This window comes from Vibrio sp. E14, from assembly GCF_020515785.1.
In the GTDB taxonomy this organism is placed as follows: Bacteria; Pseudomonadota; Gammaproteobacteria; order Enterobacterales; family Vibrionaceae; genus Vibrio; species Vibrio diabolicus.
In genome coordinates this window covers 757,654-780,026 of record NZ_JAHPJI010000001.1, presented here as the reverse complement: position 1 = coordinate 780,026, position 22,373 = coordinate 757,654, and the positions used below count along the sequence as shown (strand labels likewise).

The following is a 22,373-nucleotide window of genomic DNA, read 5'->3' as shown; positions in this document are numbered from 1 at the left end:
ATTGAAAAGATGCTAAATTTTCGGCGTTTTTCATGGAGTTAAAGAATCAATCGGACTACGAGCGATACATTAAGCAAGATGATCTTGGTGAATATTACGTAGTTCTCAATCAATTCACTTTTCACAGTGTTTATCAGCCGATTTTTGATAAGCACCAGCGTATTATTGGAATGGAAGCTCTACTGCGAATTCGTGGCATTGATGGTTCGTTAATTCGTCCTGATGTATTTCTGGCCAACAATGGCCTCGATCCCTACTTTCGATTGTGTGTTGAGTTTTTATCCAGAGCAATGCACATTCGAAATTTTGCACACTGTTTCGCAGGAACGCCTATCAAACTGTTTCTCAATGTCATGCCTCAAACCCTACTCACCCTAACCAAAGACATGGGCTTTAAAGACAACGGCCTGCTTTACAAGCGCCTTTCCGACCTTGGTATGAGCCCATCAGGCGTGGTGTTTGAAGTAGTCGAAGAGTCATGCGGTGATACTGATTTACTGATCAAAGCCGTACAGTTAATGAGAGCGAATGGCTTTATCTTTGCTATCGATGATTTTGGCGCTCAACATTCTGATATCGCACGTGTTCAGCAGCTCTGCCCTGACATCATAAAAATCGATCGCTCCTATCTACTTGATTACTGCCCCGGAGAAACCTTTTCCATACATAGCGCCGTTGAGCTCGCGGCTCATATGGGAGCAAAAGTGATCATAGAAGGGGTAGAAGAAGACGTGCAGCTGCAAGCGATGTATCAACTTGATTTAGATTATTACCAAGGCTTTTACTTAGGTAAGCCTTGCGCCATTCATCACTGGACCGATAGCCTAAACATTGAGACGACAGTGCATTGACACTACCCCCTTACGATACAGTAAAACCAAAAAAGCGTCGATATATACTCGGCGCTTTTGGGTTTTGCTTGGCGATGACATGCCTAGCTAGGTATTAATTTGCTTAGAAAAAGTCAATAGAGTTACGTCCGCTCTTCGGATCACGAGTCGATTGCGGCTTTTCAGCTTTCTTACCTTTCTTCGCCGATTGCGACAGCGCGTTTTGTTGTGCTTTCCGCTCTTTATGCGCTGCTTTTCGGCCTGTTGACTTAGGTCCAGAGCCTTTATCTGACTTGCTTTGGCGAGATTTCTCTTTACGTGCAGATTGCGCTTCTTTCTTCGCTTTCTTTTCCGCTTTTTGCTCTGCCGTTTCAGGTTCAGTTACTGGCGCATCGCAAACCACAACATAATATTCCTGGTTAAACTCAAAAAAGTCACCATCATACATCTTGCGGCGCTTACGTGTTTCTAGCTCACCATTCACCGCGACGTAACCTTCTTCGATGATATGCTTTGCTTCGCCGCCACCGCTGACCAAGTTCGCGATTTTAAAAAGCTTGTACAGTTCGATCGGATGCGCATCAACGTCGATGCCAATTGCTTCGATCTCAATCTCTTCGCCTTCTAAATACTCTTCGTGGTCGTAATCTTGGGTCATGTTACTTACTCTTACTATTTGATGCCCTGAAGTTTAAACGCAATGCTTAAAAATAGAAACCTCTGCCGATGCTCAATCACCGATTAGCCTTGGCATTTGAGCACCTCTTAACCCATTTAACTTGTCGCTCGTTAGCTTGTATATCGATGCGTAGCTCAAACGAAGCTGCAATTACGCAACCTGAAGGTATATACTCTTCAAGTTATTGTTGAAAAGAGCGAATACTTTGTCTCAACCAAGTAGAATTACCTTTGTCACGGCTAACTTGTTTAATTTTGTCGCACCTCCTGATGCCTACTATGATTTCGAAAACATCTACTCGTTAGAGCAATGGCAAGACAAACTTGCTTGGACGCAACGCCAAATTGAAAAACTCGAAGCTGACGTGATTGGCTTACAAGAAGTGTTCAGTCTCGAGAAGACTCAGGCATTCTTTTCAACCATCGGCTACCCCTACTTTGCGACCGTTGACACCCCACATGTAGAGGATGAGTACATTTACTCAAGCCCTGTTGTGGCAATCGCATCTCGGTTTCCAATCGAAAAAGTACAAGCGGTAGAGTTTGACTTAGCAACACTTGAGCCTTTTGGAGTGAATGTTGCTCCAGAGTTCAGTCGCAAACCTATCTATGCGCAAGTGATACATCCTGTACTCGGCCATATCGCCGTTTACGTGACGCACCTAAAATCTCAACGCCCAGCCGACTCAGAACAACCAGAAACGTCTAGCACGATTATTGGGCGCTGGTTATCCACCCAGCAAAGAGGTTGGGAAGCTGCGATGTTAAGAGACGCGATGCAAAAAAGGTATAGAAAGGAGCCAATGCCAACGGTGTTAATGGGTGATATGAATCAACCTATCACTCCAACCAGTGTTAATAGCGCATTAGTATCCAATGCTGGTGACAGCGTCACTGAATTGCAACTCAAAGATGGATGGTCATTACAAAGTGACGCTCTGAAGGATGAACGCCCCGCTACGCATTATCATTTTTCCACTGGGAATGTGCTCGACTATATCTTGCTCTCTCAAGAGTTTGACACCTTATCAGATATATCGGTTGCCGAGGTTGTTGATTATCAGGTGTCTAACCAACATCTGATCAACCCGATTTATGACAGAGATAAAAACGCCAGCGACCACGCATTTGTGGCGCTGACGGCTGAAGTAAAGCTTTGAGCAACCTATTTAGTTACTTAGTGACGTTTCACAATTTTACGCGGGATAAGTTCTACGCCAGGCTTGTAACGCTTAGCGGAAGCGTTGAGTGCTAACTCCATTGCGCTGTCCGCGATCAACTCAAACTGTTGAGGCAAAGAGTTGATTTTCACAGGCAAGAAGTCCAGCAGTCGATTATCACCAAATGTCGCTAAACGCACCTTTCCCATCAGTTCTGGTTTTTCTAGCATTACATCCAACACACCTTCTAACAGTGTGTATGACATTGTAACAATGGCATCTGGCAATGCGTTATCTGTTAACCATCTCTCTAAGACTTTCTTGCCTTCTTCTCGAGAGAAGTGCTGCCCATAACCCACTGTTGCCGTTTTGCCACCTTGTTGAGAAGCGGATAGAAAACCGAGCTCACGCTCTTTTGAAACTTGAAGATCTTGCAATGCGCCGATTAAGCCAATGGACTTTATATCCTCGGACAGTACTGACTGAGTGAGTTCAAGTGCGGCGTCAAAATCTTCGCTGATGACACAACAAAAGTGCTCATCATCCATTGGGCGGTCTAGCGCGATAACTGGCGTACCAGAATTTTGCAACTTAAGATAATACTCGTTTGCAGTGGGCATACCACTTGCCACAAACAACGCATCAATGCGACGACTGACTAACGCTTCCGCCACCTTTTGCTCTGTATCAGGATCATCATCAGAGCAGCCAATTAAAATTTGGTACCCTGCTTTACGCGAGTTTTGTTCAATCAGTTTTGCAAGACGCGCATAACTGGTGTTTTCTAAGTCTGGGATGATAAGCCCAAATGAGCGTGAATTACCTGCTCGCAAAGAAGACGCCGCATGATCTGGCTTATAATTGTATTCTTCTACAACGGCCATCACTTTCTTCTGAGTCTTCTCGCTGATGCGATATTTCTGCGCTTTTCCGTTAATCACATAGCTTGCAGTTGTCTTAGAAACGCCTGCTAATTTGGCTATTTCATCCAGTGTCATATTCTAAACCTTATTCTGTGCGCGCGATCATATTAATACATCAGCGATCTTTCGATAAGTTGAATTATAAGCTGAACCGATTCAGTATAAAAGCTGAAAGGATTCAGCAAAACTTAAAAATTGACGTAAATCACCTGAATACACAACAAACCAATTTGTAGGCTAGGCTATAGGACAGCGCCAAAGACTCATTTGTTAACGTCAGTTTTTAAAATAGTTTTTCTGAGTCTTTTAAAAAATTTACCAATAAGCTGAATCGATTTAGCTTGAAAAATAGAATGGTTTGAGGAGTGATAAGCTCTCAGAAGAAGCAGCGTTCAACTTCTCACACAGAATACATTTTTAAATTGATACCTTAAGGCTGGAGAAGCACCATGCTTAAGCTAAATAAGAACGACATTACCCTCTCGCAATCAGCGACAGATAAGTTTGCAGCAATCAAGAATATTGCGCAAAGCCTGACAGACAAAGGCCTTGTTGAACAAGGTTATGTGGAAGGCATGCTAAACCGTGAAAACCAAAACTCAACGTTTTTGGGGAACGGTATTGCTATCCCACATGGCACGACTGACACTCGCTCAATGGTGAAAACAACGGGTGTTGCTGTGCACCACTTTCCACAAGGTGTCGACTGGGGCGATGGTAACACGGTATTCGTCGCTATCGGCATTGCAGCTAAATCTGATGAGCACCTTGGCATTCTTAAACAGCTAACGAAAGTGCTAGGCGCTGACGGCGTAGAAGAACGCCTACGTAATGCAAAAAATGAAGACGAGATTATTTCCCTGCTCCACGGTGATGTTCAGCTTGAAGCAGACTTTGACGCCTCTTTAATTCAACTTATGTTCCCTGCGAGCGATATGCTACAAATGAGTGCTGTTGCTGGTGGTCTTTTGAAAAACACGGGCTGTGCTGATAACGAGTTCGTTGCTGATCTCGTTACCAAACAACCAACTCACTTAGGTAATGGCCTTTGGTTAATTGGCAGTGACAAACATGTAACTCGCACAGGCGTGTCATTTGTCTCGACGGCAAACGACTGCGAATATGAAGGTCAAAAAGTGCGTGCACTTGTCGCGTTTGCGGCATGTAACAATGCTCACCAGCCTATCCTAAAAACGCTTTCTAATATTGTGTTTAACAATGAGCACGGCAAGCTTTTAGATGCATCAGTAGAACAGATTCTTGCTTTGTTTAAAGGTGAAGAAGTCACAGCCGCATCTTCAGAAGAAGGCAATACCGCTGTATTTAAAATCAAAAACTCTCATGGTTTACATGCTCGTCCGGGTGCAATGTTAGTGGCGGAAGCGAAAAAATTTGAATCCACCATTCGCGTTGCCAACCTAGACGGTGATGGCAAAACAGTAAACGCGAAGAGCCTAATGAAAGTCATTGCGCTTGGCGTTAAGCACGGTCATCAACTTCAATTTACTGCGGAAGGCCCTGATGCACCGCAAGCCTTGGAGTCTATCGGGAATGCCATCGCTTCTGGCCTTGGTGAAGGTTAAGGAGCCGATATGACGAACAAAACAAGTAAAGTTGTCACTATTACGCTCAACCCGGCATTGGATTTAACAGGTTCAGTAAATGAGCTAAACGTTGGTTCCGTGAGCCTAGTGCAGCAAAGCAATCTCCATGCTGCAGGTAAAGGTGTCAACGTAGCAAAAGTGTTGAGCGATTTAGGCGCAGATGTCACGGTTACCGGCTTTCTTGGTAAAGATAACCCTGAGCTATTCCATCAGCTTTTCAATGACATCGGCGTTAAGAATGAGTTTGTAGAAGTACAAGGTGCCACTCGTATCAACGTCAAGCTCGTTGAGGCTAGTGGCAACGTTAGTGACATTAACTTCCCTGGTGTTCAAGTAACGGCTGACGAAATTGCTCGCTTTGAGGAGACGCTATTCCGTCTCGCAAAGACTCACGATTACTTTGTGCTTGCAGGTAGCTTACCTGGAGGCGTAACCGCCGAACAATGTGCTGCGTGGATAAAAGCACTACATCAACAAGGCAAAAAGGTGTTGTTCGACAGCAGTAAAGCCGCATTGAAATCAGGTATTGAGGCTCACCCATGGTTGATTAAGCCTAACAATGAAGAACTTGGTGATTTTGTTGGCGAATATCTAGAAACACCAGAACAATGCCAAGCCGCCGCGCAAACACTGAGTGACAAAGGCATCGAGAACATTGTTGTGTCGATGGGCGCTGACGGTGTGATGTGGCTAAACCAAGGCAAATGGCTTCGTGCACAACCCCCTCGAATGAATGTGGTAAGCACCGTTGGCGCAGGCGATACGCTAGTTGCTGGCTTGTGTTGGGGCCACATGCAACTGATGCCGAAAAACGATTTATTGCGCTTCGCTACAGCACTTTCTGCCTTGGCAGTTAGTCAAGTCGGCGTAGGGCTAACCAGTCAGGAAGAACTGGAGAACATCAAGCAGCAAACTGAAGTTAGCGAGCTTTACCCTATTACAAACTTAGAACAAAACTAAGGAACAGAAGGTTATCGTATGAATATTGCCATTATTACTGCCTGTCCGAGCGGTGTTGCAAATAGCATCCTTGCGGCAGGGTTACTAGAACAAGCAGCCGCAAAATTAACCTGGAATCCAAAAATCGAATGTCAATCAAGTGTGGTTGAACCTACACTGCTGACGGAAGCTGACGTTGAACAAGCAGAAGTCATTATCATTGCGGCAAATACTAGCGTGGATACTTCTCGTTTCGTAGGGAAAAAGGTTTACCAAGCGGAAATCAGCGAAGTAGCAAAAGACGCAACTGCGTTTCTCCAGCAGGCGGTTGAAAACGCCACTTTACTTGAAAAAGCAACCACACTTGCAGCCCCTATCACTCCTGAAGCAACATCAGCAGCGAAGAAAATTGTCGCAATCACCGCTTGTCCTACTGGCGTTGCGCATACCTTTATGGCAGCAGAAGCGCTAGAAGAAGAAGGCAAACGCCGTGGCCATCAAATCAAGGTGGAAACTCGTGGTTCAGTTGGTGCGAAAAACCAACTGACAGATCAAGACATCGCAGACGCTGATCTAGTGATCATTGCTGCAGATATCGAAGTGCCACTTGACCGCTTCAACGGCAAAAAGATGTACCGCACGAAAACAGGCCCAGCTCTGAAGAAAACACCCGAAGAGATGGACAAAGCATTCGAGCAAGCCACGATTTACCAACATTCAGGTTCTGCAAATTCTGCTTCGGCAGCGGACGAGAAGAAAGGCGCTTACAAACACTTGATGACAGGGGTATCGCACATGCTGCCTGTGGTTGTCGCAGGTGGTTTGATCATCGCCCTATCGTTCGTGTTTGGTATTGAAGCATTTAAAGAAGAAGGTACGCTAGCAGCAGCGTTGATGAACATTGGTGGTGGCTCTGCATTCGCATTGATGATTCCTGTTCTTGCGGGTTACATCGCGTTCTCAATCGCTGACCGTCCAGGTCTGGCTCCTGGTCTTGTTGGCGGTATGCTAGCGAGTTCAACGGGTGCTGGTTTCCTAGGTGGTATCGCTGCTGGCTTCATTGCCGGTTACGCGGCGAAGCTCCTTGCGGACAAAGTAAAACTCCCACAATCGATGGAAGCGCTTAAACCAATTCTGATCATTCCATTTGTAGCAACACTGTTCACTGGCCTTGTGATGATCTACATCGTAGGTGGCCCAGTTTCAGGTATCATGAACGGCCTGACTGACTTCCTAAACAACATGGGATCTGACAGTGCAGTTCTGCTAGGTATTATCCTTGGTGCGATGATGTGTTTCGACCTAGGTGGCCCAGTCAACAAAGCCGCTTACGCATTTGGCGTCGGTCTATTGGCTTCGCAAACTTACGCGCCAATGGCAGCAATCATGGCTGCTGGTATGGTTCCTGCGCTAGGTATGGGTTTAGCGACCTTCATTGCGAAGAACAAATTTGAACAAAATGAACGTGAGGCTGGTAAAGCATCATTTGTATTGGGCCTGTGTTTCATCTCTGAAGGCGCAATTCCATTTGCCGCCAAAGATCCAATGCGTGTGATTCCATCTTGTATGGCAGGTGGCGCGCTTACTGGTGCCCTATCCATGCTGTTCGGTGCAAAATTAATGGCACCACACGGCGGTCTGTTCGTACTGTTAATCCCTAACGCCATTTCACCAGTGTTAATGTACTTAGTGGCTATCGCAGCTGGTACAGCAGTAACTGGCTTTACTTACGCTTTCTTAAAAAGCAAAGCAGAAGCCAAACAAGAAGTCGCGGCATAAACAGAATTACTCCGCTTAACAATGCCACCCTCGAATTTGGCATTCAGCACCTCCCTTTAATTCCGGTTAAGGGAGGTGTTTTTTATTCCGCAGCCGGAACGGCAACAATGTCTACTTCCCCACTGTTCATATCCACCGTCGCTTTATAAGTACTATGCGGATCACCGTAATGTTTAAAGGTGAAGTTGTATACATTGGCCGGCGTCCACAAAGTTTTCGAATCAGCGGGCATAATGTCATAGCCATCTTGCTGATAAAGCTCTGTCGCCATTACATTCGCAATTGCCGCCTGCTGGTTTGAGTCACGATCCACCTTTGGCTCCAAAGAAGGGTTACTCGGGTAAGATTCACCGTTGTAACTCATGAGTCGATATGAGCCATTACTCCAAACGATGAAATCTTGCCAGCCATTGCTGTAGCTATCTGCAAGTACAATAGGCGAGCGAGTGACAGACATTCGATTGATAACGTTCCCCTCATTATCAAACATATAAGCTGCACAACCACCGCTGCCACAGAAATAACGGTGCTGTAGCAATACAATGTGTTCTGCATTGCCATCGCTGTTTAAGTCGGCGCTACCCGATAGATAACGTAGATTGTCTTGTTCGAGTGAAAGCCCTTCAGGCGCTAAAACCTTGCTATCAATCCAGTTGGAGATGACTTCAGTGCTAACGCTGTTGATTTTAGGAACGGCTTGCTTAGCCTCTTCTGTAGTCATACTGTCTGTCGTAGTACAGCCGACCAAGGTGAAAGAACCGACGAAGAAGAGTCCGTGTAATACGCGCTTGTTCATGTTATCTCGCTCTTTGATGTATCGTTCCATCAGTATACGCATGATTTGCATTGCATTCGTAAGAAAATCATTAGAATCAAGTAAATGAATGGATTGGTGTACATTGGTAAGATCAAAAAAGCCCTGAAGAAAACCTTCAGGGCTAGGCAGGAAGCTGGCAAATAGCCAGGAGTCCCTATGCAGTGGTCGGTTTTACCCTAAACAGAATCGCAAACATTACTGGCACTACAATCAGTGTCAGTACTGTAGCAAAACCAAGACCTGCCATAATCGTTATTGCCATCGATCCAAAGAAGGCATCGAAGACGAGTGGAATCATCCCCAAGATGGTCGTCAGAGCAGCCATACTTACCGGACGAACACGACTGATCGCACTATCGACAATCGCGAGGTAAGGCTCTTTCCCTGACTCCAACTCAAGGTTAATTTGATCAAGCAACACAATACCGTTTTTCAAAATCATCCCACTTAGGCTCAGCAAACCAAGGAATGCTGTAAAGCTGAACGGCATATTCGTGGTGAGCAAACCAAAAGCAACACCAATGATCGCCAACGGAACGGTGAACCAAATGACCAACGGCTTTTTAATTGAGTTAAACAGCAAAATAGTAATGATGAACATCAACAAGTAACCCATCGGCAACGAACCAAACAGACCTTCTTGCGCATCTTTCGATGATTCATACTCACCACCCCATGTAATTTCGTAACCTTCTGGAATATGCAGTGCCATCACTTTAGGCTGCACACGCGCAAACAAGCTTGCCGCCGTGTCGTCGCTCAACACATCGTGGTCAGCGAGCACAGTTAACGTGCGCTTTCGGTCACGACGCTGAATTAGCGGCTCGCTCCAATCCAATTTAACGCCATCAATCACTTGGTCGACCGGAATATACGTTTGCAGTGATGGGCTCCAAATGGTCACGTTTTGTAGTGATTCAAAGTCCACGCGTTCTTCTTCAGGAAGGCGTGTCATAATTGGCAAAGTGTGTGTACCATCACGTAAGTAACCCAACGTGCTACCACCAAACGCCATTTGCAGTGTGCTTGAAAGATCTTCTTTCGAAATGCCCAAGCGACGAGCTTTAGACTCATTGAAAACAGGCACAAGCTCCTTAGTACGCTCTCGCCAATCGTGACGAATGTTTCGGGCACCAGGGTCGGTATGAAGGATATCTTCCACTTGTACCGCCAAGTCACGTAAAACTTGTGGGTCAGGGCCAGTAATACGCGCTTCGATCTTAGACGCTGGTGAAGGGCCAAATTCCATCAATTTAAACTGGAACGTAGGCGCATCAAATGTTTTCGCCAGATTCGCATCTAACTTGTGCAACAAACCGAACATGTTCTCACGATCAGTGGCGCGAACTTGGAACTGGGCGTAAGCTTCGTAGCTTTTCTCCGGCTGGTAAGTCAGAGCGAAACGCTGCAAACCCTGCCCAATTGAAGCAGAAACAAAGTCAATATCATCTTGCTGACGAATGTAGCTTTCGACCTCTTCAGCTTTTTTGATCGTTTCGCGGATGTCCGTACCTTCTGGCATCCACATATCAACGTAAAACATCGGCGTATTGGATGGTGGGAAAAACTGCTGTTTTACATTACCAAATGCCACGACAGCACCCACTAATAGCGCGACCATGCCAGCAACCGTGAGCCAACGGAATCGCAGTGCGAATTTCAGCGATGCGCCAAATACAACAAACAGCCAACCTTTGTAGGGATCTTCTTCGTTAGTATCTTGGCCCTTGTCCTCTTCTTTCAACAATAGATCTGCGAGGAATGGCGTCAGCGTAATAGCGGTAATCCAGCTCAAAAATAGTGAGAAACACAGCACCCAGAATAGAGAGCCCATGAATTCACCCGTTGCATCTTGCGACAAACCGATAGGTGCAAAAGCCGTAATCGCAATGATGGTTGCGCCAAGCAAAGGCCACTGTGTTTGCTTTACAATATCGACGGCCGCTTGAACTTTAGTGCGCCCTTTTTTTAGGCCAACCAAGATGCCTTCCACGACCACAATCGCGTTATCAACCAGCATACCCAGAGCAATAATTAACGCGCCAAGAGAAATACGGTGCAGCTCGATATTGTTGTAGTTCATCAAGATGAAGGTACCGAACACCGTCAATAACAGCACGACGCCAATGATGACACCACTGCGTAATCCCATCGTAAACAGCAGAACGATGATAACGATCGCCACAGCCTCTGCTAGGCTAATCACAAACGCTTTAACGGACTCATCCACTTCATTGGCTTGGTTGTAAAAGTAGTTCATATCGATGCCAGCAGGCTTGATAGACTCAAGGCTCGCAAGCTCCGCATCCAAACGTTCGCCAACCTCAACCACGTTCACACCTGACGCAAACGAGATACCGATATTAATTGCTTTTTGACCGTTAAAGAGTACGACGTTGCTTGGCTTCTCTTGGATACCACGAGAAATCGTTGCTACATCTTTTAGACGAATTAGGTTCCCAGTGTCACGACCATGAATGATCAAGTTTTCTAGCGCTTCTACGGTGTTTAAGGTACCACTTGGACGAATGACAAGGCTTTCGCCATTGATCATCACTTCCCCTGCTGAAACCACATTATTTTGTTGGTTCAACAAGCTCGCAACCACGTTCATGTCTAAGTTCAATGCCGCAAGGCGGTCAAGTGAGATCTCAACGAATAACATTTCTTGCTGATCGCCCGTGATATCCACCTTTCCTACGCCATCAACCAGCTCGATTTCACGAGTCAGGTAATCAGCATAGCGTTTTAGCTCGACATAATCGTAATCGTCACCAGTGAGCATCAGCATCACGCCATAAACGTCACCGAAATCATCAATGATCTGCAAAGATTGTACGCCCTGAGGCAAAGTTGGTCGCAAGTCATTAATTTTACGGCGCATTTCATCCCAAATTTGCGGCAGTTCATCAGGACCATAGTCCATTTCCATACTGACCGTGATTTGAGACATACCATCAGAAGACGTAGAGGTAATTTTGTCTATATAAGGCAGTTTTCGAATCTCTTTTTCTAAAGGATACGTCAGCTCTTCTTCAACCTCTTTCGACGTCGCGCCAGGGTATGTTGAAATGATCATGGCATCTTTAATCGTAAATGCCGGGTCTTCTAGTCGCCCAAGCTCCAAAAACGACGTTAGACCACCAACAGCAAGGATAATAATAAACAACCAGCTGATGACTTTATTTTTTATTGAGTACTCAGCAATGTTCATTATTGTTTATTCTCCACAACATCCACATGTTTACCTTCACGTAATTTACGTAGGTTTGAATTAATCAGAACGTCGCCTTGCTTAACTCCTGACGACACAATGGCTCCGTTGCCATTCACTTGGGAAATCATCACAGGCACCCGAGTGACAACGTCACCCTCTTTTTTCCATACAAAGAACTCATTCTCTTCGCTGCCCGCTTGAAGCGCCGTTACTGGAATACTGTAACCATCGATGGAGGTAATCCCCGCCTTAACCATATCGACCAGAACACTGACGCTGGTTCCCGGTAGAATCTCTGCTTTTGGCTGTGGCATCGTCAAATACATTTCGTAAGTTTGAGTTTCGGAATTAGGCTCACTTGTGTGCTCTAAATAGTCCAAAGCAAATGTGTCATTAATGCCGGAGAAAGTTGCTCTAGGCTTGTAACTCATGTTGTCTGAATTTGGGTCCACCATAGCGAGAACATTGTCGGAAAGCTCAATACGCACGTACACCAAATCGTTTTGGTATAGGTTCAACACCGGCTCTCCAACTGCCACACGTTCAAAACGCTCTTTGAAAACGTCCGACACTTTACCGGCGAACGGGGCAAATAAACGGGTGTAGTTCAATTGATTGGTGGCGTTATAGAAATTAGCCTCTGCCAACTCTTTATTAGCCGTTAGCTCATCAAGCTCGGCCTTTGAGATCATCTGACGTGCGTGTAGGTCTTCGCCGCGTTTGAGCTGACGAATCGCCAGTGTATATTGCGCTTCTGCGTCATTTACGGCTTGCTTTTCTTTACTGTCATCCAGCTTTGCGATCATTTGGCCTTGCTTAACAACGTCGCCCGCTTTCACCAACACGTGTTGAATTTCTCCCGCGCGGCGGAATGCCATAGGTGTTTGCTCTGCTGGTACAACTATTCCTTTAAAAGCTCGATATTGGCTTTGTACCGGCGCATCCACAGAGACAGTCGACACAAAAAGCGACTGCTCGACGACAGCTTGGTTTTCATTTTTGCAACCCGTTAAAACTGCAAGCGCAATTGCAGAGATCGTAAATAGAGATCGTTTCATTAAATGCCTCCCTCACGAACCCAAGCTTTCACGACTTGTCCTTCGACCAGTCGCTCAACGCCAGCAACAACAACGTAATCATTGTTATCAAGCCCTGCTTTCACACCTCCAGAGGCATCAAGAGACACTGTGACTTTATTAACTTGCTGTGTGTTTCTGTCCATTACCCACACTTCGCCTTGCGTCTCTTTTTTGTTTACCCAAGCAGATTGAGGCAACGTCATCGCGTCCGATAGATGTTGTTTAGCTATGTGCACCTGCCCTGTCATACCTGTTAGCAAATTGCGATCTTCTGGTCGAGTGATGGTTACGATCGCCTCATAACTGTTGGTATCGATATTTGGCTGAGTCGAAATTTCTTTAAATTTTCCAGGGATACGTTTTCCTGGCTCGCTATCCATCGTCACCCACATATCGGAGTTTTGCAGTGACTCAAGTGATACGGATTCCGCATAACTGACTGGCAGTGTGAACGACACATCTAAGGTCGTGTTATCGATAAGATTCAGGATCTCTTGCTTCTCTGCGACCACTTGAAACGGGTTGACATAGGTGTATGACACGATGCCATCAAAAGGTGCGTGAATCTTGGTATAACTCAAATCTGTTTTGGCTTGTTCGTAGTTTGCCAATGCCGCTTTATATTGAGTTTCTTTCTGGTCGTACTCATCTGTACTAATCAGCTTTTTTCCATAAAGGTTTTTCGCGCGCTCCCATTGCGTTTTTGCTAACGCGAATTGTGCTTGAGAGGCGTCTAACGCAAGCTGAAGATCTTTAGGGTCTAACGTTGCAAGCACTTCACCTTTTTTTACCTCTTGGCCCATGCGAACAAGTAATTCATCGACCTCACCACCAACCTGAAAAGAAAGCTGTGCGCGATGTGTCGCATCAATACGCGCTAAAAAGGCATGCGAGTCTTCAACTTCTAGATCTTTCACCGCCAGTAATTTTACAGGTTTGATTAAAGGTTCAGACGGCTCGGAAATGGCTTTGTTACACCCAGTTAGCATGCCAGAGAGACTTAATGTCACCACAGCACCAACTAAAGTGCGCTTTAAATATTGTTTTCGCACCCGCTTTCTCCGTAGGTTTTATTTATTACACAGCCGTGCAGTATATGCAGAATTTGAAATCGATCAATATATTTCCCATATGGAAAGCAAATTAATTAGTCAAAGCGTCCGGTTTCTGGTAAAAGTAAGCGCGTTGATTAATATTCGGGAAAATTCGAACTATGAATGAAAGAAAGCAGGGGCGTAGAAGTGCTGAAGCCGCAGAACAAACTAAGTGTCTGATCCTTAAGGTGGCAGCAGATATGTTTTGTGAACTTGGTTACGAGCGTGTCTCACTGCGCAATATCAGTGAAAAGGCTGGTGTTTCACATAGTTTGATCCGTCACCACTTCGGCAGCAAAGAGAAGATTTGGCAAGCGGTTAGCGACGCGATGGATGAATTCATGCAGTGCTATATGGCTGAATTAATCAATGAGATGCCTGAGAACACACCTTCGAATAGAAAAATTTATCTGTTTATGGTTCGCATGCTGGCATTTGCGCTCGTTAATCCTCACCCAGTACAGATGATCGCTGATGCTATTCGCCAAGGCGATGATGGTGCCCTGCTGCAGTATTTCTTAAAGTCAAAAGATGAGTTTGCTGCGATATTTACCGGAATTTTTGAGCAGTACAACAGTGAAAACCCTAACGCCCAATTTGATCAGTGGGAATCAAAGTGGCAGATGTTGATTTTTGCACATGGTGCAATCAGTCTTACTCCGATGATGCAAGAGACATGGCCTGACATCGCTGATAATCGCGAAAAAATGCTGATCAAACATTGGGAGCTGTTCAATACGATCATGGCGTCTCAGTTTGGGATTGCAAAAGAAGACATGATTCATCCGGAAAAACTTGAAGATATCGTTATCGACATGTGTTGTACAATCGACAAAGCGGTCGGATAAGGCTGCAGAAACTACGATAACTTCCAAGCGTATATATAAAGCCGATATACATAAAAATGCCGAGCTAGAAAGCTCGGCATTTTTGCTTGTTTCTTGCCTCGCGAATACGCGAAGAATGACAATAATGAGTAACCTAACCGCGGTAGTAACGTTGCGGTACAAACGGCATTTTCTCAACCGTCATTGGTAGCATTTTTCCGCGTACTTCAGCGAACAATTCGGTACCAATCGCAGCAAGATCAGCACGCACATAACCCATTGAGACAGGCTTACCTGCATTTGGACCCGCAGTGCCGCTGGTTACAACGCCAATTTTAACCCCATCAGCATCAAACAATTCCGCGCCTTCACGGACTGGTGCTTTTGTTTGGCCAACCAAACCGACACGCTTGCGCGCCACATCTTTGGTCTCGATCTGCTTAAGAATAATATCCGCACCTGGGAAACCACCTTCACGTTCACCGCCGATACGACGAACCTTTTGGATGCCCCATAACAAGCTTGCTTCTACAGGCGTAGTGGTTGTGTCTAGGTCATGACCGTATAGGCAAAGACCACACTCAAGACGAAGTGAATCACGAGCACCAAGGCCAATCCATTCAACTTCCTCTTCCGCGGTCAGTTTACGTGCTAGTTCTTCTGCCTTGTCAGCAGGAACCGAGATCTCGTAACCATCTTCACCAGTGTAGCCACTACGAGAAACAATGCATTCGGCGCCTAAAATATCGACTTTACGAATATCCATGAACAGCATGTCAGAAACTTCTGGGGCAAAACGCGCCAATACAGCCGCTGCTTTAGGGCCTTGGATCGCAAGCAGAGCACGGTCTTCGATAATTTCTAACTCAACACCAGATGGCAAATGCGATTGTAGGTGTGCAATGTCTTGTTCTTTGCATGCCGCGTTCACAACCACAAAAAGATGATCGCCTAGATTAGCTACCATCAAGTCATCCATGATGCCGCCCTCTTCATTAGTGAAGAACGCATAACGCTGTTTACCAGACTCAAGATCCACAATATCCACTGGCACTAATGTTTCTAGGAACGCAGCTGCACCGTCACCAAGTAGGCGAAGTTGTCCCATATGAGAAACATCAAACAGACCTGCCGCATCACGAGTGTGTAAGTGTTCCTTTTTTACGCCTAGAGGATACTGAACAGGCATATCGTAACCCGCGAACGGGACCATTTTGGCACCAACTTCAACATGAAGTGCGTGTAGTGGTGTTTTCAGTAGTTCTTGAGTCATTTTCGTCTCCATTTAGATAGACCCGAGAATGCTATCGGCATTCGATGTGTTTCCAATAATAAACATGGCTCATTCTATTTTGCACGAACAAGACGTAGATCGACTTGCAAAAGTGTGACTCTTAACATTTTAATCACAACAAATCGTACAAAAAAAGCGCTTTAATGAGTACATTCTCATCAAAAAAGCGCCTTTTCATCATAACGATCAGCAACAGCAATCGTTTGCTTTCACTATAGGAAATTTACAACTATTTATCTCTATTTGGCTGTCACCCACAAAATGTGCGCATCTTCCTCGCTAACACTGGTCAACATATGTCCCATGTTCGCATCGTAATAGACGCTGTCGCCCTCGCTTAGAACAACAGGTTCGTAGAACTCAGAATAGAACATGACCTCACCAGATAAGATAAGCAGAAATTCTTCGCCATCATGACGAACCCAGTCTTTGTATTCATCAAAACTGCGAGCACGAATTTGGCTCTTAAACGGCATCATTTTCTTATTGGAAAGTTGAGTAGCGAGCAGCTCATGTTCATAAGTTTGCGTTGGGTGTGGTTTACCTTCATTCTTCTTGGTAACATCCCTACGCCCCGTTGCAACTTTTTTTCTAGGCGGCTCAAAGAGTTGCGGCATGTCAATTTGTAAGCCAAGCGCCAATTTTTGCATTGCTTGAAATGTCGGAGAAATCTGCTCATTTTCTATTTTACTCAGTGTAGAACGAGCAAGCCCTGTTCGCTGACTGGCTTCTTCTAGTGTAATACCAAGTTTTGAGCGGATATCCTTGATACGCTGACCCAGCTTTAATGGCTCGATATTTTGATCGTTTTGCTCTTTCGCTAACGTCATCGATGGGTATTCATCGTAAATACTTTCTGCCATAAATCCCTCTATAGATATCCTTATTTTTGTCCTACTAGCATTGTGCATGAAGCACATAGTGGATAAAAGTCCACCAAGTGAATTAAACCGTGCTCTTGTTAACAATTTTTGAAATCTTGTTTCCTATAGGAAATTTTTGGTTGATTGTTCCCGCCGCAGGCGCTATGTTACCAACTTGTTAGATGTAGAGATGCATATTTCCGTAAGAGATTGGTAAAGGAAACACGCAATCCGACGGAGTTTTTGCCCACATTTAGGGCCGGATGTTCACTCTGTTCTGCTATGCAGTTCAGCTGTTTGAGGACAAATGAACCACAACCGCAAATCATAATTCATCTATTGCGGGTTCATTTTAAGATTTGGAAGGTCAACTACCATGAATAAGAGTTACCCTAACCACAGCTTGGAAAACTTTTTCTCTACCAACCTCTCTGCGACAGATGATGCTGTCTTTGCTGGAATTCAGGCGGAATCCGCTCGCCAAAACGAACAAATCGAACTTATCGCTTCTGAGAACATTGTTTCTAAAGCGGTAATGCAAGCTCAAGGCACATGCCTAACAAACAAATACGCTGAAGGTTATCCAGGTCGTCGTTACTACGGTGGTTGTGAGCACGTAGATACAGTGGAAGCCATTGCCATCGAACGTGCGAAAAAACTTTTTAATTGCGAATACGCAAACGTTCAACCTCACTCAGGCGCTCAAGCAAATGGTGCGGTGAAACTGGCTCTTCTTCAACCAGGCGACACCATTCTTGGCATGTCTTTGGATGCTGGTGGCCACCTAACGCACGGTGCACGCCCAGCACTTTCTGGTAAATGGTTTAACGCAGTTCAATACGGCGTTGATCGCGAAACATTGGAAATCAACTACGACGACGTTCATGCACTTGCAGTAGAACACAAACCAAAGATGATCATCGCAGGTGGCAGTGCTATTCCACGCGTTATCGATTTTGCTAAGTTCCGTGAAATCGCTGACGAAGTTGGCGCAATTCTTATGGTCGATATGGCGCACATTGCTGGCCTTATCGCAACAGGTGCACACCCTAGCCCATTGCCACATGCGCATGTTGTGACAACCACAACACACAAAACATTGCGTGGCCCTCGCGGCGGTATGATTCTTACTAACCACGAAGACATCATTAAGAAAATCAACTCCGCCGTATTCCCTGGCCTACAAGGCGGCCCACTGATGCACGTTATCGCAGCAAAAGCGGTTGCATTTGGAGAAGCGCTTGGCCCTGAATTTAAAACTTATATTGATTCGGTGATCAATAACGCAAAAGTCCTAGCGGAAGTATTGCAAACTCGCGGTTGCGACATCGTAACTGGTGGCACAGACACGCACCTAATGCTGGTTGACCTTCGCCCTATAGGCTTGAAAGGCAACAAAGCAGAAGAAGCACTAGAACGTGCTGGGATCACATGTAACAAAAATGGCATCCCATTCGATACAGAGAAGCCTATGATTACATCGGGCATCCGTTTAGGAACGCCTGCGGGTACAAGCCGCGGCTTTGGCGCTGAAGAATTCAAACTCATCGGTAATTGGATTGGTGACGTACTGGATGGTTTGGTGAACAACCCAGAAGGTGACGCAGACGTTGAAAAACGCGTTCGCAAAGAAGTAAAAGAACTTTGCAGTCGCTTCCCTCTTTACCAATAAACGATTTTTTAAAAATCACAATAATTCCTGACAAGTTATTTGGAGATTAAGCAATGGACAAAACACTGAAGTTTACAGATAGCCACGAGTGGGTACGTGACAACGGTGACGGCACAGTAACACTTGGTATTTCTGAGCATGCGCAAGAAATGTTGGGTGACGTAGTATTCGTTGACCTACCAGACGTAGAAGACGAAGTAGAAGCAGGTGAAAGCTTCTCTTTGGTTGAGTCTGTAAAAGCAGCGTCAGATATCTACTCTCCTGTTACCGGTGAAATCGTAGAAATCAACGAAGAACTAGAAGACAGCCCAGAGCTAATCAACGAAGAACCGTACGAAGGTGGTTGGATTGTGAAAGTGAAGCTTTCAAACCCATCTGAGTTGGATGACTTAAAAGACGCGGAAGAATACCTAAACTCTATCGAAGAAGAGTAATTAGGATGTGACGAAAGCTGTTCCCTAGCCTGTTTAGAGAGCAGCTTTTTTTCTAGGTTCGGACGTATAATTAAATGTGTCACTAACGACCATTTCCGTTACCCGAGCCAAGGAGTAGGTAAAGGACAATGACTGAATTACTTCAAAGCCTCAGCACACAAAATGAGTTCGTTGGACGCCACAACGGACCAAGCAAATCAGACCAACAAAAAATGTTGGATGCCATCAACGCGGTAAGCCTTGACGCCCTCATCGAAGAAACCGTGCCTGCACAAATTCGCCTAGAACAACCAATGACGTTGGCAGAAGCGAAAAGCGAAGCAGACATGCTAGTGACGATGAAGCAGTTTGCTAAACAAAACCAAATTAAACGTACATTCATTGGCCAGGGCTACTACAACACGTTTACTCCAAACGTCATTCTACGTAACGTGCTAGAAAACCCTGGCTGGTATACTGCTTACACACCTTACCAACCTGAAATTTCTCAAGGTCGCTTGGAAGCCCTTTTAAACTTCCAACAAATGATCATCGACCTAACTGGTATGGAAATCGCGAACGCCTCATTGCTAGACGAAGCAACAGCGGCAGCAGAAGCAATGACTCTGTGTAAGCGCGCAGGTAAGAGCAAGAGTAACGTATTCTTTGTGGCTGACGATGTTCACCCACAAACGCTAGAAGTAGTAAAAACTCGTGCAAAATTCATCGGCTTTGAAGTTCTGGTTGGTTCGCTAGAATCCCTACCAGAGCAAGACGTGTTCGGCGCTTTAGTTCAATACCCAAGCACAACAGGTGAAGTTCGTGACCTAACGGACATCATCGCAAAAGCGCAAGCAAACAAAACGCTTGTCACTGTTGCGACTGACCTGCTTGCTTCTACCCTATTGAAGCCTGCTGGTGAAATGGGCGCAGACGTAGCAATCGGTTCTGCACAACGTTTTGGCGTTCCTATGGGTTACGGCGGTCCACACGCAGCATTCATGGCAACGCGTGACAAACACAAGCGTACCATGCCAGGTCGTGTTATCGGTGTTTCTATCGATACCAACGGTAACCAAGCACTGCGCATGGCAATGCAAACTCGTGAGCAGCATATCCGCCGCGAAAAAGCGACATCGAACATCTGTACCGCTCAAGCATTGCTTGCGAACATGGCGTCTTTTTACGCGGTTTACCACGGCGCAGAAGGTCTACGCACTATTGCTCGCCGTACACACCATATGACTGCGATTATAGCCGCTGGCCTAACCAAAGGCGGCTTTGAACTTGCTCATAACAGCTTCTTCGATACCATCACCATCAACACAGGTTCAAAAACAGAAGAGCTTTACGCAAAAGCACTTTCAGCAGACATCAACCTACGTCTACTACCTGGCAAGCTAGGTATTAGCTGTGACGAAACAACCACGATCGCTGATGTAGAAGCACTATTTGCAGTCTTTGGTGTAAAAGAAGACGTAGCAGCGCTATCGACGGAGATCGCAAGCAACGAGTTTGCGGCAATTCCAGAAGCGCTACGCCGCACAACAGAATACCTGACTCACCCTGTATTCAATACGCACCATAGCGAAACGCAAATGATGCGTTACCTGAAACAGCTAGAGAACAAAGACTTCTCGCTAACGCACGGCATGATCCCACTAGGCAGCTGTACGATGAAGCTGAACGCAGCAGCAGAGATGATCCCAATCACTTGGCCTGAGTTTGGTTCTATCCACCCATTCGCGCCAGCAGAACAAGCGGCGGGCTATGCAGCACTAGCGAAAGATCTAAAAGAGAAGCTTTGTGAGATCACAGGCTACGACGCATTCTCACTTCAGCCAAACTCTGGTGCATCTGGTGAGTATGCAGGTCTTATCGCGATTCAACGCTACCACGAAAGCCGTGGCGAAGGTCACCGCAACGTATGTTTGATCCCAAGCTCTGCGCACGGTACTAACCCTGCGACAGCCTCTATGGTGTCAATGAAAGTGGTGGTGATTAAGTGTGATGAAGAAGGCAACATCGACATCGATGACCTAGCAGCGAAAATCGAGAAGCACAAAAACAACCTATCAAGCATTATGATCACTTACCCTTCTACGCACGGCGTTTACGAAGAGAAAGTGAAAGAAGTGTGTGAAATGGTTCATGCCGCTGGCGGTCAGGTTTACCTAGACGGCGCTAATATGAACGCGCAGGTTGGTCTAACATCACCAGGCTTTATTGGTTCAGACGTTTCTCACCTAAACCTACACAAAACCTTCTGCATCCCGCACGGTGGTGGCGGTCCGGGTATGGGTCCTATCGGAGTGAAATCTCACCTAGCGCCTTTCCTACCAGGCCATATTGAAGACGGCGTAGAAGGCGAAGATTTTGCAGTATCAGCAGCAGATATGGGTAGCGCTTCTATCCTACCGATCTCTTGGGCTTACATCGCAATGATGGGCGAAGCAGGCCTAACAGATGCAACAAAAGTAGCAATTCTGAACGCAAACTACGTGATGGAAACACTTCGCCAACACTACCCTGTTCTTTATCGTGGCAAAAATGGTCGTGTAGCGCACGAATGTATTATCGACATTCGTCCACTGAAAGAAGAAACAGGCATCAGCGAAGAAGACATTGCGAAGCGTCTAATGGACTACGGTTTCCACGCACCAACTATGTCGTTCCCTGTGGCGGGCACGCTAATGGTTGAGCCAACGGAATCGGAGGATCTAGAAGAGCTAGACCGCTTCTGTGATGCGATGATCGCTATCCGCGAAGAAATGGAAAAAGTGAAAAACGGTGAATGGCCGCTAGAGAACAACCCTCTCGTTAATGCGCCACACACGCAAGTTGACCTTTCTGCTGAAGAGTGGGACCGTCCTTACTCTCGCGAGCTTGGCTGCTTCCCTTCTAAAGCGACCAAATCTTGGAAGTACTGGCCAACAGTAAACCGCGTAGATAACGTATACGGCGACCGTAACCTAATCTGCTCATGCCCAAGCATCGATAACTACGAAGATTAATTTTTGGTAGCATCTAAATAGACAAAGGCGAACCGTTTGGTTCGCCTTTTTGTTTTTGGTGTGCCGCCCTAACATTTGTTGATACATCGTGGAGGAATGATCACTAGTTATTGTTTGCGCAAAAGTGATTTAGAAATATAGTGACTTCTGAGAACCTTTGAAATAGAAAA

Annotated in this window: 17 protein-coding genes; 9 read left to right on the top strand and 8 right to left on the bottom strand. The window is 45.7% G+C overall.

Features of this window, described 5'->3' with window-relative positions; translation table 11 throughout:
* The first annotated feature begins 32 nt into the window (after positions 1-32).
* On the top strand, positions 33-851 hold the full coding sequence (locus LIX84_RS03325; protein WP_226420621.1) for an EAL domain-containing protein: 819 nt from the start codon (positions 33-35) through the stop codon (positions 849-851).
* A 103-nt stretch (positions 852-954) separates the two neighbouring features.
* Here LIX84_RS03325 and LIX84_RS03320 read toward each other — a convergent pair whose 3' ends face one another.
* On the bottom strand, positions 955-1,488 hold the full coding sequence (locus tag LIX84_RS03320) for an RNA-binding S4 domain-containing protein (protein ID WP_164665603.1): 534 nt from the start codon (positions 1,486-1,488) through the stop codon (positions 955-957).
* Positions 1,489-1,714: 226 nt separating this feature from the next.
* On the opposite strand from LIX84_RS03320, the gene LIX84_RS03315 reads away from it, so the two are divergent.
* Positions 1,715-2,668, top strand: coding sequence for an endonuclease/exonuclease/phosphatase family protein (locus LIX84_RS03315; RefSeq protein WP_182018568.1), 954 nt, complete (start codon positions 1,715-1,717; stop codon positions 2,666-2,668).
* A gap of 17 nt (positions 2,669-2,685) precedes the next feature.
* Here LIX84_RS03315 and cra read toward each other — a convergent pair whose 3' ends face one another.
* Complete coding sequence (gene cra, locus LIX84_RS03310; protein WP_226420620.1) at positions 2,686-3,666, bottom strand: catabolite repressor/activator; 981 nt, start codon at positions 3,664-3,666, stop codon at positions 2,686-2,688.
* A gap of 374 nt (positions 3,667-4,040) precedes the next feature.
* Between cra and fruB the strand changes: the two genes are divergently transcribed.
* Genes fruB through fruA form a run of 3 tightly spaced genes read left to right on the top strand, consistent with a single transcriptional unit; the run spans position 4,041 to position 7,913 of the window.
* Positions 4,041-5,174, top strand: coding sequence for a fused PTS fructose transporter subunit IIA/HPr protein (gene fruB / locus LIX84_RS03305; protein ID WP_226420619.1), 1,134 nt, complete (start codon positions 4,041-4,043; stop codon positions 5,172-5,174).
* A gap of 9 nt (positions 5,175-5,183) precedes the next feature.
* Positions 5,184-6,155: a 1-phosphofructokinase gene (gene pfkB, locus LIX84_RS03300; RefSeq protein ID WP_226420618.1), complete on the top strand. Its 972-nt coding sequence runs from the start codon at positions 5,184-5,186 to the stop codon at positions 6,153-6,155.
* Between the two features lie 18 nt (positions 6,156-6,173).
* On the top strand, positions 6,174-7,913 hold the full coding sequence (gene fruA / locus LIX84_RS03295) for a PTS fructose transporter subunit IIBC (RefSeq protein WP_226420617.1): 1,740 nt from the start codon (positions 6,174-6,176) through the stop codon (positions 7,911-7,913).
* 82 nt (positions 7,914-7,995) lie between these two features.
* On the opposite strand, the gene LIX84_RS03290 is transcribed toward fruA, so the two are convergent.
* The 4 genes from LIX84_RS03290 to LIX84_RS03275 all read right to left on the bottom strand — a co-directional run bounded on the left by LIX84_RS03290 (position 7,996) and on the right by LIX84_RS03275 (position 14,078).
* Positions 7,996-8,709 carry a hypothetical protein gene (locus tag LIX84_RS03290; protein WP_226420837.1) on the bottom strand — a complete coding sequence of 238 codons (714 nt, stop codon included), beginning with the start codon at positions 8,707-8,709 and terminating at the stop codon, positions 7,996-7,998.
* A 175-nt stretch (positions 8,710-8,884) separates the two neighbouring features.
* Positions 8,885-11,944 (bottom strand): efflux RND transporter permease subunit, encoded by a 3,060-nt coding sequence (locus tag LIX84_RS03285; RefSeq protein ID WP_226420616.1) that lies wholly within the window; start codon positions 11,942-11,944, stop codon positions 8,885-8,887.
* Entirely contained in the window at positions 11,944-13,005 is a 1,062-nt protein-coding gene (locus LIX84_RS03280; RefSeq protein ID WP_226420615.1) for an efflux RND transporter periplasmic adaptor subunit, read from the bottom strand. The genes LIX84_RS03285 and LIX84_RS03280 overlap by 1 nt, the downstream gene beginning before the upstream one ends.
* Positions 13,005-14,078: an efflux RND transporter periplasmic adaptor subunit gene (locus tag LIX84_RS03275; protein ID WP_006742272.1), complete on the bottom strand. Its 1,074-nt coding sequence runs from the start codon at positions 14,076-14,078 to the stop codon at positions 13,005-13,007. The genes LIX84_RS03280 and LIX84_RS03275 overlap by 1 nt, the downstream gene beginning before the upstream one ends.
* Before the next feature lie 161 nt (positions 14,079-14,239).
* Between LIX84_RS03275 and vdeR the strand changes: the two genes are divergently transcribed.
* On the top strand, positions 14,240-14,968 hold the full coding sequence (gene vdeR / locus LIX84_RS03270) for an efflux transporter transcriptional repressor VdeR (protein WP_006742273.1): 729 nt from the start codon (positions 14,240-14,242) through the stop codon (positions 14,966-14,968).
* Between the two features lie 133 nt (positions 14,969-15,101).
* Here vdeR and gcvT read toward each other — a convergent pair whose 3' ends face one another.
* The gene (gene gcvT / locus LIX84_RS03265) at positions 15,102-16,220 is read right to left on the bottom strand and encodes a glycine cleavage system aminomethyltransferase GcvT (RefSeq protein WP_104973651.1); all 1,119 of its coding nucleotides are present in this window, start codon (positions 16,218-16,220) and stop codon (positions 15,102-15,104) included.
* 260 nt (positions 16,221-16,480) lie between these two features.
* Entirely contained in the window at positions 16,481-17,104 is a 624-nt protein-coding gene (locus tag LIX84_RS03260) for a helix-turn-helix domain-containing protein (protein ID WP_005395176.1), read from the bottom strand.
* Positions 17,105-17,480: 376 nt separating this feature from the next.
* On the opposite strand from LIX84_RS03260, the gene LIX84_RS03255 reads away from it, so the two are divergent.
* The 3 genes from LIX84_RS03255 (at position 17,481) to gcvP (ending at position 22,203) form a co-directional block, all read left to right on the top strand.
* Positions 17,481-18,776 carry a serine hydroxymethyltransferase gene (locus tag LIX84_RS03255; protein ID WP_226420614.1) on the top strand — a complete coding sequence of 432 codons (1,296 nt, stop codon included), beginning with the start codon at positions 17,481-17,483 and terminating at the stop codon, positions 18,774-18,776.
* A gap of 53 nt (positions 18,777-18,829) precedes the next feature.
* On the top strand, positions 18,830-19,210 hold the full coding sequence (gcvH, locus tag LIX84_RS03250) for a glycine cleavage system protein GcvH (protein WP_046876056.1): 381 nt from the start codon (positions 18,830-18,832) through the stop codon (positions 19,208-19,210).
* 128 nt (positions 19,211-19,338) lie between these two features.
* Positions 19,339-22,203 carry an aminomethyl-transferring glycine dehydrogenase gene (gcvP, locus tag LIX84_RS03245; protein ID WP_226420613.1) on the top strand — a complete coding sequence of 955 codons (2,865 nt, stop codon included), beginning with the start codon at positions 19,339-19,341 and terminating at the stop codon, positions 22,201-22,203.
* Positions 22,204-22,373 lie beyond the last annotated feature (170 nt).